Annotated in this window: 15 protein-coding genes; 10 read left to right on the top strand and 5 right to left on the bottom strand. The window is 73.4% G+C overall.

The annotated features are described in order from the left end of the window. Positions 1–199 precede the first annotated feature (199 nt). Positions 200–1,066 (bottom strand): DUF3109 family protein, encoded by an 867-nt coding sequence (locus tag AC02VZ_RS18670; RefSeq protein WP_432058606.1) that lies wholly within the window; start codon positions 1,064–1,066, stop codon positions 200–202. Positions 1,067–1,161: 95 nt separating this feature from the next. Here AC02VZ_RS18670 and AC02VZ_RS18665 point away from each other — a divergent pair, with 95 nt between their 5' ends. The 4 genes from AC02VZ_RS18665 (at position 1,162) to ilvD (ending at position 6,095) form a co-directional block, all read left to right on the top strand. Then, the gene (locus tag AC02VZ_RS18665; RefSeq protein ID WP_432058607.1) at positions 1,162–2,106 is read left to right on the top strand and encodes a Ppx/GppA family phosphatase; all 945 of its coding nucleotides are present in this window, start codon (positions 1,162–1,164) and stop codon (positions 2,104–2,106) included. A gap of 357 nt (positions 2,107–2,463) precedes the next feature. Continuing rightward, positions 2,464–3,321 carry a sugar phosphate isomerase/epimerase family protein gene (locus AC02VZ_RS18660; protein WP_432058608.1) on the top strand — a complete coding sequence of 286 codons (858 nt, stop codon included), beginning with the start codon at positions 2,464–2,466 and terminating at the stop codon, positions 3,319–3,321. Continuing rightward, entirely contained in the window at positions 3,318–3,965 is a 648-nt protein-coding gene (locus AC02VZ_RS18655; RefSeq protein WP_432058609.1) for a TetR/AcrR family transcriptional regulator, read from the top strand. Before AC02VZ_RS18660 ends, AC02VZ_RS18655 begins: the two co-directional genes overlap by 4 nt. A gap of 276 nt (positions 3,966–4,241) precedes the next feature. Next, a complete protein-coding gene (gene ilvD / locus AC02VZ_RS18650; RefSeq protein ID WP_432058610.1) occupies positions 4,242–6,095 on the top strand; it encodes a dihydroxy-acid dehydratase in 1,854 nt (617 codons plus the stop codon). A 179-nt stretch (positions 6,096–6,274) separates the two neighbouring features. Here the strand turns inward: ilvD and AC02VZ_RS18645 are convergent, their stop codons facing one another. Continuing rightward, positions 6,275–8,653, bottom strand: coding sequence for a serine/threonine-protein kinase (locus AC02VZ_RS18645; protein ID WP_432058611.1), 2,379 nt, complete (start codon positions 8,651–8,653; stop codon positions 6,275–6,277). A 183-nt stretch (positions 8,654–8,836) separates the two neighbouring features. Here AC02VZ_RS18645 and AC02VZ_RS18640 point away from each other — a divergent pair, with 183 nt between their 5' ends. Together AC02VZ_RS18640 and AC02VZ_RS18635 are read left to right on the top strand one after the other, a co-directional pair. Further along, positions 8,837–9,157, top strand: a complete 321-nt coding sequence (locus AC02VZ_RS18640) for an SH3 domain-containing protein (RefSeq protein WP_432058612.1) — start codon at positions 8,837–8,839, stop codon at positions 9,155–9,157. 614 nt (positions 9,158–9,771) lie between these two features. Further along, positions 9,772–10,296 (top strand): EamA/RhaT family transporter, encoded by a 525-nt coding sequence (locus AC02VZ_RS18635; protein WP_432058613.1) that lies wholly within the window; start codon positions 9,772–9,774, stop codon positions 10,294–10,296. A gap of 419 nt (positions 10,297–10,715) precedes the next feature. On the opposite strand, the gene AC02VZ_RS18630 is transcribed toward AC02VZ_RS18635, so the two are convergent. Further along, positions 10,716–10,937: a hypothetical protein gene (locus AC02VZ_RS18630; RefSeq protein WP_432058614.1), complete on the bottom strand. Its 222-nt coding sequence runs from the start codon at positions 10,935–10,937 to the stop codon at positions 10,716–10,718. Positions 10,938–10,947: 10 nt separating this feature from the next. Here AC02VZ_RS18630 and AC02VZ_RS18625 point away from each other — a divergent pair, with 10 nt between their 5' ends. From AC02VZ_RS18625 to proC, 3 genes are all read left to right on the top strand, one after another. Further along, positions 10,948–11,811, top strand: coding sequence for an ABC transporter ATP-binding protein (locus tag AC02VZ_RS18625; RefSeq protein ID WP_476475909.1), 864 nt, complete (start codon positions 10,948–10,950; stop codon positions 11,809–11,811). Beyond that, positions 11,808–12,599 (top strand): ABC transporter permease, encoded by a 792-nt coding sequence (locus AC02VZ_RS18620; protein ID WP_432058615.1) that lies wholly within the window; start codon positions 11,808–11,810, stop codon positions 12,597–12,599. The genes AC02VZ_RS18625 and AC02VZ_RS18620 overlap by 4 nt, the downstream gene beginning before the upstream one ends. 459 nt (positions 12,600–13,058) lie before the next feature. After that, positions 13,059–13,871, top strand: a complete 813-nt coding sequence (gene proC, locus AC02VZ_RS18615; RefSeq protein ID WP_432058616.1) for a pyrroline-5-carboxylate reductase — start codon at positions 13,059–13,061, stop codon at positions 13,869–13,871. Positions 13,872–14,164: 293 nt separating this feature from the next. Here proC and AC02VZ_RS18610 read toward each other — a convergent pair whose 3' ends face one another. After that, positions 14,165–14,749: a cysteine hydrolase family protein gene (locus AC02VZ_RS18610; protein ID WP_432058617.1), complete on the bottom strand. Its 585-nt coding sequence runs from the start codon at positions 14,747–14,749 to the stop codon at positions 14,165–14,167. Positions 14,750–14,824: 75 nt separating this feature from the next. Here AC02VZ_RS18610 and AC02VZ_RS18605 point away from each other — a divergent pair, with 75 nt between their 5' ends. Then, complete coding sequence (locus AC02VZ_RS18605; RefSeq protein ID WP_432058618.1) at positions 14,825–15,835, top strand: GlxA family transcriptional regulator; 1,011 nt, start codon at positions 14,825–14,827, stop codon at positions 15,833–15,835. Here AC02VZ_RS18605 and trpS read toward each other — a convergent pair. Beyond that, complete coding sequence (gene trpS / locus AC02VZ_RS18600; protein ID WP_432058619.1) at positions 15,766–16,800, bottom strand: tryptophan--tRNA ligase; 1,035 nt, start codon at positions 16,798–16,800, stop codon at positions 15,766–15,768. The two genes, AC02VZ_RS18605 and trpS, sit on opposite strands and share 70 nt — an antisense overlap. Between the last annotated feature and the right edge of the window lie 668 nt (positions 16,801–17,468).

Genomic DNA, 17,468 nt, shown 5'->3' with positions numbered 1-17,468 from the left:
CGGCGGGGTCCGGCGCGGTCCCGGGCGGGGCCCGCCTGCGGGCCGGGATCGGGTCGCGGTCCCAGGTGGGGTTCCGCCGGCGGCCGGGGACGGTTCCGCGGGCGGGGTTCACCGGAGGCCAGGGACCCGGGGCGCGGTCCCGGGCGGAGGCGGACGCCGTCTCGTGCGGGAGCCGGCGGACCGGGGGAGGGGCGACGACTCAGGCGGGGTCCGCCGGATGCGGTGCCACCAGGGGCAGTTGGGCGGCCAGCCGTGCCTCGCACAGTTCGACCAGACGGTCGTAACCCGCCTTGCCCATCAGTTCGGTCAGCTCCGCCCGGTAGGAGACGTAGACCGGCTCGCCGGCGCCGTGCGCCGAGGTCGCCGACGTGCACCACCAGTGCAGGTCGTGCCCGCCCGGGCCCCAGCCGCGACGGTCGTACTCACCGATCGACACCTGGAGCACGCGCGTGTCGTCGGGCCGGTCGATCCAGTCGTAGGTGCGCCGGATCGGCAGCTGCCAGCACACGTCCGGCTTGGTCTCCAGCGGCTCGCGCCCCTCCTTGACGGCCAGGATGTGCAGCGAGCAGCCCATGCCGCCCGCGAAGCCCGGCCGGTTCTGGAAGATGCACGAGCCCTGGAACGGACGGGTCTGGCGCTCGCCGTCCTCGTCCTCGGAGACCCACCCGCGCCGGGTGCCCTCCTCGTGGTGCTGCCAGATGTCCGGCGTGAGCCTCGCCACATGCTCCGCGACGCGCTTCTCGTCGTCCTCGTCGGAGAAGTGGGCACCCAGGGAACAGCACCCGTCGTCCGCGCGGCCGGCCTGGATGCCCTGGCAGCCGCTGCCGAAGATGCAGTTCCAGCGAGAGGTCAGCCAGGTCAGATCGCAGCGGAAGACCTGCTCGTCGTCCGCCGGATCAGGGAATTCCACCCACGCGCGCGCGAAGTCGAGTCCCTTCTCGTCGGCCGTCGGGCGATCCGTCGGAGGCGTCGCGGGCGCGGCCGGCCGCGCCGACGTCCCGGCCGGTTCGACCGTCCTGGCCTTCTTGTCCGACTTCTTGTCCTTCGCCTTTTTCGTCTTTGGCACGCCTCCAGGGTATGCCGCCCGCGGAGCCGGCCGGGACCGGCCCGTATCGGACGGACCGTGCACCACGGCCCGCTGCGGGCAGTAGCGTTCCGTACATGAGACTTGGTGTCCTGGACGTGGGGTCGAACACGGTGCACCTGCTGGTGGTGGACGCGCACCCCGGAGCGTGCCCGCTGCCCGCGTACTCCCACAAGAGCGAACTCCGCCTCGCCCAGCTCCTCCAGGACGACGGGTCGATCGGCCCGGAGGGGATGGACCGGCTGGTCTCGGTCATCCGCGAGGCGCTGCGGGCCGCCGAGGACAAGGGGGTCGAGGAACTGCTCCCGTTCGCCACCTCCGCGGTGCGCGACGCGGGCAACGCCGACGACGTCCTCGCGCGCGTCCGGGCCGAGACGGACGTCGAACTCCAGGTGCTGAGCGGCGCGGAGGAGGCGCGGCTCACCTTCCTCGCCGCCCGCCGCTGGTTCGGCTGGTCCGCCGGCAAGCTCCTGGTGATCGACATAGGCGGGGGTTCCCTGGAGATCGCCTACGGCATGGACGAGGAGCCCGACGCCGCGGTCTCGCTGCCGCTGGGAGCCGGGCGCCTCACCGCCGCGTGGCTGCCCGGGAACCCGCCCGAGGCGGACGAGGTGCGGGCGCTGCGCCGTCATGTGCGCACCGAGATCGCCCGTACCGTCGGCGAGTTCAGCCGGCTCGGCCGCCCCGACCACGTCGTGGCCACCTCCAAGACCTTCAAGCAGCTCGCCCGCATCGGGGGCGCGCCCGCCTCCGCCGAGGGCCTGTACGTGCAGCGGGAGCTGAAGCGGCAGTCGCTGGAGAGCTGGGTGCCCCGGCTCGCCGCCATGACGGAGGAGGAGCGCGCCGAGCTTCCAGGCGTTTCCGAGGGGCGCGCGGGCCAGCTGCTGGCCGGGGCGCTGGTCGCGGAGGCGTCGATGGACCTGTTCGGCGTGGAGCGGCTGGAGGTCTGCCCGTGGGCCCTGCGCGAGGGCGTGATCCTGCGGCGCCTGGACCACATGGACGGCGGCGCCCGGAGGGCCTGAAACGGCCGACGGCGCCCGGCGGGCCTGACGGTCGCGCCCGGCGGGCCCGAACGGCCGGCGGCGCCCGCAGCGCCTGAAGGGCCGACGGCGCCCGCAGTGCCTGACGGCGACGCCGACGTCAGCGGCCTTCCCGTCTTTCCGCCGTCCGTCCGCGCCCGTTCCTCTGGTCCGGTCCACCCGCGCCCGTTCCCCCCGTCCGGTCCGTCCGCGCCCGTTCCCCCCGTCCATCCGCACCCGTTCCCGGTTTCCGTCCGCTCCCGTTCCCGGTTTCCGTCCGCACCCGTCCGCTATGGCGAACGCCACATCGGTCCCGGCGGCCCCCGCACCAGCCCAACCGCACCCCGTACCCTGTCCCTCGTGGCAGATCCAACGGTGCGCGTCCCGGATGCGAAGGTCGCACTGTCGACGGCCTCGGTCTACCCGGAGTCGACGGCGACGGCCTTCGAGATCGCCGCGCGCCTCGGCTACGACGGCGTCGAGGTCATGGTGTGGACCGACCCCGTCAGCCAGGACATCGAGGCGCTGCGCCGGCTCAGCGACTACCACCGCGTGCCCGTCCTGGCCGTGCACGCGCCCTGCCTGCTGATCACACAGCGCGTGTGGTCCACCGACCCGTGGACCAAGCTGCAGCGGGCCCGGTCCGCCGCCGAAAGGCTCGGCGCCGACACCGTCGTCGTCCATCCCCCCTTCCGCTGGCAGCGCCAGTACGCCCGCGACTTCGTGCAGGGCATCTGGCGCATGGCCGACGAGACGGATGTGCGGTTCGCGGTGGAGAACATGTACCCCTGGCGCTACCGCGACCGCGAGATGCTCGCCTACGCGCCCGACTGGAACGTCACCCGCGACGACTACCGGCACTTCACCATCGACCTCAGTCACGCCTCGACCGCCCGCACCGACGCCCTCGACATGCTCGACCGCATGGGCGACCGGCTGGGCCACGTCCACCTCGCCGACGGCCGGGGCTCGGCCAAGGACGAGCACCTCGTGCCCGGCCGCGGCAACCAGCCGTGCGCCGAGGTGCTGCAACGCCTCGCGCGGACCGGCTTCGACGGCCACGTCGTCATCGAGGTCAACACGCGCCGCGCCATGTCCGGTGCCGAACGGGAGGCCGACCTCGCGGAGGCCCTGGCGTTCACCCGCCGCCACCTGGCCGCCGCCCCGGCGTCGCCGGCGTCCTCCGTGCCCCCGTCGATCTGGGTGCCGCGACGATGACCGGCCTCGCCGCCCCCGGTGGCCGGGGAGCGTCCGCAGAGCGCGACGGCACCGCGCGGCGCCGCGGCCGGCCCCCGCGCTCGGAGGCCACGGGAACCCGTGACCGCATCCTCCACGCGGCCCGGGAGGAGTTCTCCGAACGCGGGTACGAGAAGACCTCCGTCCGGGGCATCGCCAAGGCGGCCGGGGTGGACTCCGCTCTCGTCCACCACTACTTCGGCACCAAGGAGCAGGTGTTCGAGGCCGCCGTCGAGGTGGCCTTCGCGCCCGCCCTGGCCTCCCGGGACAGCGTCCTCGACGGCCCGCTCGACGAGGTCGGCGAGAAGATGACCCGCATGATCCTGGGCCTGTGGGAGAACCCGGTGACCCGGACCCCGCTGCTGGCGATCGTCCGCTCCGCCGTGAACAACGAGGTCGCCGCCGCCGTCTTCCGCCGCCTGGTCTCCACGCAGCTGCTGCGCCGGATCGCCGGCCGGCTCGACCTCCCGGACGCGGAGCTGCGCGCCGAACTCGCCGCCGCGCAGCTGGTGGGGATCGCCATGATCCGTTACGTGATCAAGGTGGAGCCGCTGGCGTCGGCCGACCCCGAGCAGATCGTCCGCCGGGTGGCCCCGGTGGTCCAGGGGCACCTCACCGGGCCCTGAGGCGACTGCCGCTCCCGGACGCCGGGCCGCGTGCGCGGCGGGCGGCGGACGGCGGGGTACGGGTGGCGGAGGGCGGACGGCGGCTGCGTGGGGCGGGCCGAGTGGTGACAGGCAACGGGCCCATCCGCCTGAGACACCGGTCTCGCATATCGGACACCGCGTCCCGACCCCTGGATGACCGGCGTACGCTCGACTGGAGTCGGATTCCCGTATCCCGATGTTCTTCCCCGCCGGAACCCCGGCGCCCCCGAGAAGGTCCCGAAGGAGCGAGCGACGATGCCCGAGCTGAGGTCCCGCACAGTCACCCACGGCCGCAACATGGCGGGCGCCCGCGCCCTCATGCGGGCCTCCGGTGTACCGGGCGCGGACATCGGCCGCAAGCCGATCATCGCCGTCGCCAACAGTTTCACGGAGTTCGTCCCCGGCCACACCCACCTCGCCCCGGTCGGCCGGATCGTCAGCGAGGCGGTCGTCGCGGCCGGCGGCATCCCGCGCGAGTTCAACACCATCGCCGTCGACGACGGCATCGCGATGGGCCACGGCGGCATGCTGTACTCCCTGCCCTCCCGGGACCTGATCGCGGACAGCGTCGAGTACATGGTCGAGGCCCACTGCGCCGACGCCCTGATCTGCATCTCCAACTGCGACAAGATCACCCCGGGCATGCTCAACGCGGCGCTGCGCCTGAACATCCCCACGGTCTTCGTCTCCGGCGGCCCGATGGAGTCCGGCCGGGCCACGCTCGTCGACGGCACGGTCCGCACGCTGGACCTGGTCGACGCGATGTCGGAGGCGGTCAACGACAAGATCTCCGACGAGGACATCCTCCGCATCGAGGAGAACGCCTGCCCCACCTGCGGCTCCTGTTCCGGCATGTTCACCGCCAACTCGATGAACTGCCTGACCGAGGCCATCGGCCTGTCCCTGCCGGGCAACGGCTCGGTCCTCGCCACCCACACCGCCCGCAAGGACCTGTACGTCCGCGCGGCCGAGACGGTCCTGGACCTCACCCGCCGCTACTACGAGCAGGACGACGACTCGGTCCTGCCCCGCAGCATCGCCACCCCCGCGGCCTTCGAGAACGCCATGGCGCTCGACATCGCGATGGGCGGTTCCACCAACACGATCCTGCACCTGCTGGCCGCCGCCCAGGAGGCGGAGGTCGCCTACGGCCTCACCGAGATGGACGCCCTCTCGCGCCGCGTCCCCTGCCTGGCGAAGGTCGCGCCCAACGTCGCGGGGGACCGCACGTACTACATGGAGGACGTGCACCGGGCGGGCGGCATCCCGGCCCTGCTCGGCGAACTGCACCGCGCCGGCCTGCTCAACGAGGACGTCCACGCCGTCCACAGCCCGTCCCTGGCCGACTGGCTGAAGACCTGGGACGTCCGCGCCGGTTCCCCGTCCGCCGAGGCCGTGGAACTCTGGCACGCGGCCCCCGGCTGCCGGCGCTCCGCCGAGGCCTTCTCCCAGTCCGAGCGCTGGGACTCCCTGGACGTGGACGCCGAGGGCGGCTGCATCCGCTCCGTCGAGCACGCCTACTCCAAGGACGGCGGCCTCGCGGTCCTGCGCGGCAACCTCGCCGTGGACGGCTGCGTCGTCAAGACGGCCGGCGTCGACGCGTCCATCTGGACCTTCGAGGGCCCGGCGGTCGTCTGCGAGTCGCAGGAGGAGGCCGTCCAGAAGATCCTCACCCAGCAGGTCACGGAGGGCGACGTCGTCGTCATCCGCTACGAGGGCCCCAAGGGCGGCCCCGGCATGCAGGAGATGCTCTACCCGACCTCGTACCTCAAGGGGCGCGGCCTCGGGAAGACCTGCGCGCTGATCACCGACGGCCGCTTCTCGGGCGGAACCTCCGGCCTGTCCATCGGCCACGCCTCCCCGGAGGCCGCCTCGGGCGGCACGATCGCCCTGGTCGAGGACGGCGACCGGATCCGCATCGACATCCCCAACCGCTCGATCGAACTGCTCGTGGACGACGCCGAGCTGGCCCGCCGCGAGCAGGCGCTGAACGGCCGGTACGCCCCGAAGAACCGCGACCGCAAGGTCTCGGCGGCGCTGAAGGCGTACGCGGCGATGGCCACCAGCGCCGACAAGGGCGCCGTCCGCGACGTGAGCAAGCTGGGCTGAAGCGGGCAGCGTCCGCCGGTCGGGGCGACCGGGGGCGGTCGGGAGACCGGTCCGCCACGGTGCGCTGCGCCACGGAGCACGGAGCTACGGAGCACTGCGCCTCGGAGCGCGGAGCGACGGTGTGACGGTGTGACGAGGGCAAGAGGCCCGGGGGCCTTCCGGCTCCCCGGGGCCTCCCGTCACCAGTCGGCCGGGTCGCGTCCCGTCACGCCGAACACCGTCCCGTCCGGTGCGCCGGCGTAGACGTGGCCGCCCGCGAGCACCGGTTCGGGCAGGGCGGCGGGGACCCGGTCGGCGTCGTCGCCGAGCCGTGGCCGGGTGTGGCCGAGCAGTTTCCCGTTCCGGGCGTCCACGCCGAGCAGCCGCCCGTCGGGCGCGGTCACGTACACGTGCCGTCCGTCGGAGACCGGCCGCGAGCCGCGGCTCACGCCCGTCTCCAGCCGCCACCGCTGCTTCCCGGCGGCCAGGTCGACGGCCACCAGGGAGCCGCCCCCGCCCATGAGGTACACGGTGTCTCCGTGCACCCCGGCCTCCGCCTGGGCGACGGGCACCGGCAGCGTCACCCGGCGGGTGGCTCCCGTCCCGGGCGTGTAGCGGACCACGGCCTTCGCGTCCCCGTACACGGCACCGTCGGCGAGGAGGTAGAGGGAACCGTCCGAGGCCCCCACCGGCGTCAGCGCCCCCGCGAGCTCCGCGTCCCAGCGCACGTCACCCGTCGCCGGGTCCACCGCCGTGACGCGGGTCCCGCTGCCGTCGGCGGACGGGCTCGCCGCATAGGCCGACGGGGCACGGTCCGCGCCCTGTCCGGACTCCCGGGGCTCATGGGGGCCTCCGGTCTCCCCGGGCTTCCCGGCCCTTCTGGGCTCTCTGTCGTCCGCGTCGTCCGCGTCGTCCGTGTTGTCCGCCGCCTCCGCGGTGACGGTCTTCCCCTCGAACGCAGAGAAGTAGGGCGCCGCCTGGCCGGGGATGCGGCGGGACCACCGGGTGTCGCCCGAGGCGGCGTCCAGGCCGGTGACCGTGCCGTCCGGCCGGGTGAGCAGCAGCATGTCGCCGACGGCCCGTACGCCCTCGTACCCGGGCACCTCCTTGCTCCACACCGGTTCCCCGGTGTCGGGGGCGAGCGCCTCCAGCTCGCCGAGCCGGTCGAGGGAGGGCTGGACGAGGCCGCCCGCGAGAACCGGGGGCTCGCTGCGGGGCGCCCGGGTCACGTCGTGCCGCCACCGGGTACGGCCGTCGGCCGGGTCGAGGGCGACCACGCGGCCGGGGAGCGCGCACAGCAGGCTCTCGCGCCCGTACGAGCACTGGGGCATCCCGTCACTGTTCGGCGCGGGCACCGTCTCCCACGCCCCGAAGGCCGCCGGCGTGCTCCGGGCGGCGGTGGCCCTGCGCGCCGGTTCGGTGTCACCGTCCGTCAGCTGAGCCACTGTCAGACCGCCGAGCAGCGCCAGGCTGAGCGCCCCGGACACCAGGACCGCCCGTCTGCCGGGGCGCTGGCCGGGCCGCTTCCCGGACGCCCCGGCCTCGGCGAGCGGTGCAGCCGGTGCCGTCGGTCCGGGCGCCCCCCGAGTCCCCGTCGGGGCGCCGGTCGTCGGGGCCGCCGGTGCGTCCGACGGGGCCCCTCCGGGCGCGTCCGGCTGCGCCTCCGATGCGGCCTCCTCGCGGGGCGGGTCGGGCGTCCGGGGCGGCGGGAGGAACACCTGGGTGTCGTACGTCGCCGCCACCGACCGTAGTTCCCGCATGAGTTCGTCCGGGGTGGGCCGGTCGTCGGGCTCCTTGGTGAGGCACCGCAGCACCAGCGGCGCCAACGACTCCGGGACGCCGGTCAGGTCGGGTTCGTCGTGCACGACCTGGTAGGCGACGACGTACGGGCTGTCGGAGTCGAACGGTCCCCGCCCGGTCGTCGCGTGCACCATCAGCGAGCCGAGCGCGAACACGTCGGCCGCGGGACCCACCTCCCGGGGCCGCCGGAACTGCTCGGGCGCCATGAACGGCGGCGTGCCGATCAACTTGCCGGTCTCCGTGCGCAGTTCACTGTCCCTCGGCCGGGAGATGCCGAAGTCGATGACCTTCGGGCCGTCACCGGCGAGCAGCACGTTGCTCGGCTTCAGGTCCCGGTGCACGACGCCCACCCGGTGGATGTCGCGCAGCGCCTCCGCGAGACCGGCCATCAGCCGACGGGACTGGTCCGGGTCCATCGGCCCGTTCCGCTTGACCTCTTCGCTGAGGGTGGGGCCGGGGATGTACAGGGTGGCCATCCAGGGCCGTTCGCCCTCCGGGTCGGCGTCGACGACCGGCGCCGTGAAGGCCCCGCTCACCCGCCGCGCCGCGGCCACCTCCTGCCGGAACCGCCCCCGGAACTCGGGATCCAGGGCGTACCGCTCGTGCACGACCTTCACCGCGACGCGCATCCCCGAGGTGCTCCGGGCCAGATGGACGACGCCCATGCCGCCCGCGCCCAGGCAGTGCTCCAGACGGTAGTGCCCGGCGTACTCCGGCCCTTCCGCTTCGGCGCCCGCCCCGGTGTTCCCGCCCGCTCCGGTGTTCCGCTGCGACGCCATGGAACCACCCCCGTGCTGTTCGTTCGCGCGCGCGACGCTCGGGAGCCTAGTCGATGGTGTGTACGGGACGGAGGCGGCGCCGTCGCCTTCCTGTGCGAGAAAAGAACGGGTGTTTCAGGACGTGTCCCCGGGGTATCAACGGGGCCCCACGAGCTCCGTGGGGTCCAACGGGGGAGGACTCACATGTCTGTCGAGCAGACGCAGCACACCGCGGCCGGCGGTGTCCAGGAGGCGGCGGAGGCGGTCGTCACGGCCGCCGCGGCCACCTACCCGGTGGCCCCGGGTTACCGGCTGAACGTCCGCAGCGGCCCCGGTACCGGTTACGCGGTCGTCCGAGTCCTGGCCGAGGGCGCCCGGGTCCGGATCACCTGCCAGACGACCGGCACCCGGGTGACCGGCCCGTACGGCACCTCGTCGGTCTGGGACTGCATCGGCAGCGGCCAGTACGTCTCCGACGCGTACATCTACACCGGCAGCGACGGCTACGTGGCCCCTCGCTGCTGACCCGCCCGCGCGCTGCTGACCCGCCGACGCGCTGCTGACCCGCCCACGCTGAGACACGCGTCCACGGCGGGTACGGCCGACGCCGCTGACACCGCTACGGGTCACGGTCGCGCCGGGTGCCTCACGCGCCCGGCGCGCACCGGGGAGACCGGGGAGGGGCCGGCCCGGCCGGGCGCGGTGGGGTCGGCTGCGGGGTCCGGTGGACACGTCGGTCCGGTGGGTTCCGCCGGGCCGGTGGGTCCCGGCGGTCGGGCTGATCCAGTCGGTCCGGGCCGGTCGGGCTGGACGCCGGCGGCTCCGGTTCCGATCGGCCTCGCGGGGGCGGCTCCGTGCGCGGTTCCCCTCGCGGAGTCCCGTGCGCGGTTCCCTGCGCGGAGTCCCGTGCGCGGTTCCCTGCGCGAGTCCCCTGCGTGGGTCATCTCCGTGCGGGCCCGTGCGTGCAGGCCCGTGCGCGCAGGGTGGTCGTCGGGGCATCCCGCCCACGGCGTCCGGCTCGTCCGCCGGGTCACGGGCGCAGGGGAGGCGGCCTGCCCCCGCCGGGTGGCCCAGGGGTCCGGGGCGCCCGGCGGCAGGGTGGCTCCCGTCCCCGGCGACGGAGGGGTCACAATCGACACGTGAGCACAGCAGAGAACGGAACGAACGGCACCCCGGGCAGCGACCCGGACACCCCGGGCACTCCCGCCGGTCCCCAGCCGGAACCCATCCGCTTCTTCGGCACCACGTGGGTGGACCACGACAACGGCTACGCGGCCCGCCGCGTGGGTGTCGCGGTCGGTTCCCTCGCCGCGGCGGTCGCCGCCTGCTTCGTGCTGCGCTTCGCCTACGAGGGCCTGGCGATCGCCGACGTCAGCAGCTTCGTCACACTGCTCATGGTCGTGATGTTCGCGGTGTGCAGTGCGCTCGCCTTCCGCCACACCTGGGACGGCTTCCGGCGCCGCCCGGACCCCGACCGCCAGCACTCCCTGCGCGGCCTGCTGGCCATCGGCTTCGTCGGCTCCCTCCTCGCCTACTTCTTCCGCTCCCTCACCGAGGCACCCGGCGAGAAGCTCCGCCGCGAGGAGTACGAGACCGCCCGCAAGCAGTACGCCAAGCGCACCGCCCGCCGCTCCGGCAACCCGAAGAAGCGCCGCCGCAGCTAGGTGTACCGCGGAAAATCCGCTCCGGCACCCGCCGGCAGATGGCCGGCGACGAGGTCCGCATCGACGACGGTGGCCGCGTCACCCGGGTGGGTCCACAGGAGCAGGTAGGGCGGCCCCGCTGTGCCTCGTCGGTGCCGCGACGCGTGTCCTGAGTGTCCTGAAGAACCTCACCGGCTCCCACGGCACGTACACGTAGGCGAGCCGGCATGGGGGAGGCCCCCCCGCGCCCGGGGGCCCCATGCCGCGAAAAGCCAGGCGAGGACCTTCTTCCAGGCCATCCCGCCGAAGCCGAACACGAAGAACACGTAGCCGGTGTACAGGGCCCAGATCCATGGCACCGCGCCCCACTCACCCCACGTCGCGGCCACGCCCATCACGGTGAACAGCGCCAGAAGCGCGAACGTCAGCCCGGCTCCCGGTCAGAAGTCCGAGCGCAGACCGCCATGGCGTCGGAAGACCGCCACCACGCCGACGACCTCCCCGACCAGCAGCAGCGGCACCAGCACCATCCGGGTGCCGAGGGTGAGGACCAGCCCGGCCGGCTCCTCCGTAAATTCCCTCTCCTCCCCCTCCCCTCTCTCCTTTCGGCTCCCCGTGGTGCGTCCACCGTGCCGCTTGACGCGGCGAGTCGACGCGCGCATTATTCATCACATGATGAATTATTCCTCCGGGCCGACCCGCCAGGTCACCCACCCCGGCGACGAGGGCAGCCCCGGCGACGGCACCCCGGCCGTCCGGGCGCAGGGCCTCACCGTCGTCCGGGGCCCGCGCACCGTCCTGCGCGACCTGTCCTTCACCGTCCCGCGCGGACAGATCACCGGGCTGCTGGGACCCTCCGGGTGCGGCAAGTCGACCCTGATGCGGGCCATCGTCGGCACCCAGGCCAAGGTGTCCGGCACCCTCGACGTCCTGGGCCTCCCGGCCGGGCACCCCGCCCTGCGCAGCCGCATCGGCTACGTCACCCAGGCACCCTCCGTCTACGACGACCTGACGGTGCGCCAGAACCTCGATTACTTCGCCGCGATCCTCGACCCGGGCCGCGCCGCCGCCGTCCGCCGTCGGGAGAACGTCACCCGCGCCATCGAGGACGTGGACCTCACCGGGCACGCCGATGCCCTCGCCGGGAACCTGTCCGGCGGCCAGCGCAGCCGCGTCTCCCTGGCCGTCGCCTTCCTCGGCACCCCCGAACTCCTGGTCCTCGACGAACCGACCGTCGGCCTCGACCCGGTCCTGCGCCGCGACCTCTGGGAGCTGTTCCACGCCATCGCCGCGGAGCGGAACGCGAGCCTGCTGATCTCCTCCCACGTCATGGACGAGGCGGAGCGCTGCCACCGCCTCCTGCTGATGCGCGGCGGCGCACTGCTCACCGGGGACGACACCGCCGGGCCCGACGACGCGGCCGTCACCCCCGACGCCCTGCGCTCCCGGACCGGCTCCGACACCGTCGAAGCAGCCTTCCTGCACCTGGTGGACCGGGCCGCCGCGGCCGACCGCTCGAAGGAGACCACGCGATGACCACGACCGCCCGCCCCCGCCCGGTCCGCCCGTCCGCCCCGGCCGGTGCCCTCAACGCGGCCCGCACCCTCGCCACCGCGGGCCGGGTCCTGCGCCAGCTGCGCCACGACCCGCGCACCATCGCGCTGCTGCTCGTCGTGCCCTGCCTGATGCTGCTCCTGCTCCGCTACGTCTTCGACGGCAGCCCGCGCACCTTCGACAACATCGGCGCCTCGCTCCTCGGCATCTTCCCGCTGATCACGATGTTCCTGGTCACCTCGATCGCCACTCTGCGCGAGCGGACCTCCGGCACCCTCGAACGTCTCCTCGCCCTGCCGCTCGGCAAGGGCGACCTGATCGCCGGCTACGCGCTCGCCTTCGGCGCCCTCGCGGTCGTCCAGTCCGCCCTCGCCACCGGCCTGGCGGTCTGGTTCCTCGGGCTCGACGTCGTCGGCAGCCCCTGGCTGCTGCTCCTGGTCGCGCTCCTCGACGCGCTGCTCGGCACGGCTCTCGGCCTCTTCGTCTCGGCCTTCGCGGCCTCGGAGTTCCAGGCGGTGCAGTTCATGCCGGCCGTGATCTTCCCCCAGCTCCTGCTGTGCGGTCTGTTCGCCGCGCGCGACACCATGCACCCCGTCCTGGAGGCCCTCTCCGACGTGCTGCCCATGTCCTACGCCGTCGACGCCATGAACGAGGTGCTGCGCCACTCCGACATGACCACCGCCTTCCTGCAGGACGTCTCGATCGTCGCCGGGTGCGCCCTGCTGGTCCTGGGCCTCGGTGCGGCCACCCTGCGCCGCCGCACCGCCTGAGGCCGGCCTGAGGCGAGCCGTCCGACGCCCGTCCCGTCCTCCGCCCGCCCGACGTCCGCCTGATGTCCTCCGCCGCGGACCCGCCGCCCCCGACGCGCGCGGGCTCGGGCCCCGCACGTGCAGCGCGATCCTCCGCCGCGGACCCGCCGCCCGACGTCCTGCCGCCGCCCGACGTCCTGCCGCCGCCCGACGTCCTGCCGCGGCCCGGCGGGAAGTCCGCGGCCGGGCCGCCCCGCCGGTGTCCGACCACCGAAAGCCCAGACCGGTGTCCGACCACCGAAAGCCCAGACCGGCGTCCCGCCCACCGGAAGCCCGACCGACATCGCCCCGCCGAAAGCCTCGGCGGTGTTCCCCGGAGCGCCGGCCAGCGGTCCGCCCACCGGACAGCCACCGCGTCCGTCCGCCCCCGGGTGGGAGGATGAACCAGGACGACGCACACCCCGGAGGGCACCCCCAGCCATGACCCAGAAAGTCGCAGTCCTCGGCACCGGAAAGATCGGCGAAGCCCTGCTCAGCGGAATGATCCGCGCAGGCTGGAACCCCGCCGACCTCCTGGTCACGGCACGCCGCCCGGAACGAGCCGACGAACTCCGCACCCGCTACGGAGTCACCCCGGTCTCCAACCAGGACGCCGCCAAGACGGCCGACATCCTGATCCTCACGGTCAAGCCCCAGGACATGGGCGCCCTCCTCGACGAACTCGCCCCGCACGTCCCCGCCGACCGCCTGATCATCAGCGGCGCCGCCGGAATCCCCACCGCCTTCTTCGAGGAGCGGCTGGCCTCGGGCATCCCCGTGGTCCGCGTCATGACCAACACCCCCGCCCTGGTCGACGAGGCCATGTCGGTCATCTCCGCGGGCAGCCACGCCACCGCCCAGCACCTCGCCCACGCCGAGGAGATCTTCGGCGGAGTCGGCAAGACCCTCCGCGTCCCCGAAGCGCAGCAGGACGCCTGCACCGCCCTGTCGGGCTCCGGCCCCGCGTACTTCTTCTACCTCGTCGAAGCCATGACCGACGCCGGCATCCTGCTCGGCCTGCCCCGCGACAAGGCCCACGATCTGATCGTGCAGTCCGCGATCGGCGCGGCCACCATGCTCCGCGACAGCGGCGAACACCCCGTCAGGCTCCGCGAGAACGTGACCTCCCCGGCCGGCACCACCATCAACGCCATCCGGGAACTCGAGAACCACGGCGTCCGGGCCGCCCTCATCGCCGCCCTGGAAGCCGCCCGCGACCGCAGCCGCGAACTGGCCTCCGGCACCAAGGACTGAGGACGGGGACCGAGGACCGGGGGCCGGGGCAGAGGCCGCAGACCGGGGCTCGGGACTGCGGGATCGACGCCCGGCCCCGGGGCTCCCGGTAGCTGCGGTCGGCCGACGTGACCAACGGGGCCGAGTGGGCCGCGAGGGACCGGGAACGGCCGAGACGGCCACCCCGTATCCCCGGCCACCCTGACCAACCCCGGCCACCCCCGCCACCCCGACCCTCCCCGCCCCCCGACCCTCCCGGCCACCCGAGTCAGCCGAACCCTCCAGGCGCCCGTCGGCACCCCCGTCCGCCGTGATCACGTCGCCGCGGTGAGCACGTCCCGCGTCGTCACCACCGCCGCGAACCCGCCTCCGTGCAACGACACGGCGGACGCCTGCGCCAGCTCGTCCGCACTCCGACGCCAGCCGAACGGCCCCTCCAGGTCGAACGTGTACGTCGCGTCGAAGGCGACCACCGCCTCGAAACCGAGGTTCCCCGCCATCCGCGCCGTCGTCTCGACGCACATGTTCGTCTGGATCCCGGCCAGCACCACCTGCCCGATCCCCGCCTCCCGGAGCCAGGCCCCCAGATCCGGACTGCCGAGGAACGCCGAGTTCACCGTCTTCGTGACCAGCAGTTCCGCACCCCCTCCCTTCCCTCGCCGCCGTTCCACGTACGGCTTGAACCCGTTGCCCGGCCGGCCCGGCCGCAGGGGCGATCCCGGCTGGACCGAGTCGTGCCGCACGAAGACCACCGGCCGGGCGGCCGACTGCCACGCGTCGAGGAGAGCGGCGATGTTGTCGTCCGCCGCCGGGTGGTTGCGCTTCCCCCAGAAACCGACCTCCTCGAAACCCTGCTGCACGTCCACGACCACCAGTGCTGCGTTCCGTGCGATGTCCATGACCGCGATCCTGCCGGTCCCCCGCATCAGCCCCCAGAGGTCCGGAAGTCATCGATCGATGGTTCACTGCCACCCATGGCCGTCACCGCCCCCTACCGCGTGGCCCTCCTCGCCTTCCCCGGCATCCGCGCCTTCGACGTCTCCGTCATCACCGAGGTGTGGGGTGTCGACCGCACCGACCGCGGCGTCCCCGCCTTCGCACTGCGCCGCGCCGCCACCGACACTGCCCCCGTCCTCCTGCGCGGCGGCCTCACCCTCCTCCCCGACCGCCCCCTCAGCTGGCTGACCCACGCCGACCTGATCGTCGTCCCGGGCCTGGACGACCACCTCACCCCCGCACCCGCTCCCGTCCTCGACGCCCTGCGCCGTGCCCACGCCCGCGGCACCCCGCTCGCCGCCCTCTGCGGCGGAGCCTTCACCCTTGCCCAGGCCGGACTCCTCGACGGCCGCCGCGCCGTCACCCACTGGAACCTGACCGACCTCCTCCGTATCCACCACCCCCGAGTCGACGTCGTCCCCGACGCGCTGTTCATCGAGGACGGCAACATCTGGACGGCGGCGGGCACCGCCGCCGGCATCGACCTCTGCCTCCACCTGGTCCGACGCGCCCACGGAGCAGAGGTCGCCGCCACCATCGCCCGGTCGATGGTCACGGCCCCCTTCCGCACCGGCACCCAGGCCCAGTTCATCGAGCACCCCACACCGCGCACCGACCGCGACGCCGACACCCTCGCCGCCGTCCGCGAACACGCGCTGCGCCGGCTCGGCGAACCGCTCACGGTCGCCGACCTGGCGGCTCACGCCGGCATGTCCCCGCGCACCTTCGCCCGCCGTTTCACCGCCGCCACGGGCACCACCCCGATGCGCTGGCTCCTCGACCAGCGCATCGCCGCGGCCCAGCGCCTCCTGGAACGCACCGACCTGCCCATGCCCGAGATCGCCCGCCGGGCCGGCTTCGGCAGCGAGGTCACGATGCGCCAGCACTTCGCATCGCGCCTCGCCACCAGCCCCCGTGCCTACCGGGCCGCGTTCAGCACGGGCGCCCCGGTGTCCGCGCCCGCCGGCAGCAGGCCGACGGCCCGATAGGCGGCATCGACCGTCGGCCGCGCCATGCCCCTCGCCCGTTCCGCACCGTCCCGCAGCACCCGCTCCACATGGCCGGGATCCGCGCACAGCTCCCTGTGCCGCTCCCGCACGGGCCGCAACACCTCGATCACGGCCTCGGCGGTCTCCCTCTTCAGAACCCCGTACGACGCGTATGCACCGGCCAGGGCCTCCGGGTCCCCACCCGTGCACGCCGCGAGGATCTCCAGCAGATTCGCCACCCCCGGCCGCGACGCCCTGTCGTACACGACGTCCCGTCCGCTGTCCGTCACCGCCCGCATGACCTTCCTGCGCACCACGTCCGGATCGTCCAGCACATGCACGATGCCCGGCCCGGCGTCGTCGCTCTTGCCCATCTTCGAGAGCGGGTCCTGCAGGTTCATCACCCGCGCCGCCACCTTCGGACGCGTCGCCCGCGGCACCACGAACGCCTGCCCGTACCGCTGGTTGAACCGCACGGCGAGGTCCCGCGCCAGCTCCACGTGCTGCGTCTGGTCGTCACCCACCGGGACCTCCTCGGTCCCGTACGCGAGGATGTCCGCAGCCATCAGCACCGGGTACGTCAGCAGCGACAGCCGCACACTCCCGCCGCGCCGCTGCTCGCGCGCCGCCTTCTCCTTGTACTGGATCATCCGGCGCATCTCGCCGTCCGTGGCCACGCACTCCAGGAGGTACGACAGCCGGGTGTGCTCGTCGACGTGACTCTGCACGAACACCGTGCACACCCGGGGGTCCAGCCCGGACGCCAGCAGTACCGTCGCCGCCTGCCGGGTCAGCCGGCGTACCCGCGCGGGATCGTGGTCGACGGTCAGCGCGTGCAGGTCGACCACGCAGAACAACGCGTCCGCGCGGTGCTGGTCGTCCGCGACCCACTGCCGGACGGCTCCCAGGTAGTTCCCCAGCGTCAGATGCCCGGTCGGCTTGACCCCACTGAAGACCCGCTTCATCTCTTCACTCCGTCTCCCGGTCGGTGCCGCCGACTCCGGCGGGCCGTCCCCCAGAGCTCCGGAGGGAGAAACACGAACGGCCGCCGAAGCGGCGGCCGTGAGTGCATACGTAAGGACGGCCGCCGTCAGGCGGCCCACCAGAACTGGCGGTACGTACGCGTCGTCATGCACCGGAGGATACGCCCCGAGGACGGTCCGAGCAGGCGGTTTGACACGCCCCGGGCCCATCCGTAGTGTTCTCCGGGTTGCCCGACGTGAGCACCGACTCCGGTCGGCCCCGGGCAGCCATTCCGCAAGCACAGTCACTTCCTGACGGCAGACGTGTGTCCGCCGCCGGTAAAGGGCACCCGTGTGTGCGAAATGAGGAATCCACACCCGAAAGGGAGCGGGCCCCGATTAGCTCGGGGGCTGGGAATCCGCTAAGGTCTCACTCGTCCAAACGGCCGACGGCCGGGAAGACGAACCCCGCTGACTGGGGGTCAGATCGAACAGAAGGATCTGATAATGTCGGAACCGCCGGAAAGGGAAAGCGCGGAAAGCGTTCGACCTGGAAAGCGCCGAGGAAATCGGATCGGAAAGATCTGATAGAGTCGGACACACCGAAGGGAAGCGCCCGGAGGAAAGCCCGAGAGGGTGAGTACGAAGGAAGCGTCCGTTCCTTGAGAACT

It is taken from the genome of Streptomyces sp. 3-6, from assembly GCF_056323165.1.
The sequence above is the reverse complement of the archived record's forward strand: the minus strand, read 5'-3'. Positions and strand labels throughout refer to the sequence as shown.

What these genes read in the sequence shown, in the direction of transcription:
- AC02VZ_RS18610 (WP_432058617.1), bottom strand. Translation starts at nt 14,749, where the DNA reads ATGGACATCGCACGGAACGCAGCACTGGTGGTCGTGGACGTGCAGCAG.
- trpS (WP_432058619.1), bottom strand. Translation starts at nt 16,800, where the DNA reads ATGAAGCGGGTCTTCAGTGGGGTCAAGCCGACCGGGCATCTGACGCTG.
- AC02VZ_RS18655 (WP_432058609.1), top strand. Translation starts at nt 3,318, where the DNA reads ATGACCGGCCTCGCCGCCCCCGGTGGCCGGGGAGCGTCCGCAGAGCGC.
- AC02VZ_RS18645 (WP_432058611.1), bottom strand. Translation starts at nt 8,653, where the DNA reads ATGGCGTCGCAGCGGAACACCGGAGCGGGCGGGAACACCGGGGCGGGC.
- AC02VZ_RS18620 (WP_432058615.1), top strand. Translation starts at nt 11,808, where the DNA reads ATGACCACGACCGCCCGCCCCCGCCCGGTCCGCCCGTCCGCCCCGGCC.
- ilvD (WP_432058610.1), top strand. Translation starts at nt 4,242, where the DNA reads ATGCCCGAGCTGAGGTCCCGCACAGTCACCCACGGCCGCAACATGGCG.
- proC (WP_432058616.1), top strand. Translation starts at nt 13,059, where the DNA reads ATGACCCAGAAAGTCGCAGTCCTCGGCACCGGAAAGATCGGCGAAGCC.
- AC02VZ_RS18605 (WP_432058618.1), top strand. Translation starts at nt 14,825, where the DNA reads ATGGCCGTCACCGCCCCCTACCGCGTGGCCCTCCTCGCCTTCCCCGGC.
- AC02VZ_RS18665 (WP_432058607.1), top strand. Translation starts at nt 1,162, where the DNA reads ATGAGACTTGGTGTCCTGGACGTGGGGTCGAACACGGTGCACCTGCTG.
- AC02VZ_RS18630 (WP_432058614.1), bottom strand. Translation starts at nt 10,937, where the DNA reads ATGCGCGCGTCGACTCGCCGCGTCAAGCGGCACGGTGGACGCACCACG.
- AC02VZ_RS18625 (WP_476475909.1), top strand. Translation starts at nt 10,948, where the DNA reads ATGATGAATTATTCCTCCGGGCCGACCCGCCAGGTCACCCACCCCGGC.
- AC02VZ_RS18640 (WP_432058612.1), top strand. Translation starts at nt 8,837, where the DNA reads ATGTCTGTCGAGCAGACGCAGCACACCGCGGCCGGCGGTGTCCAGGAG.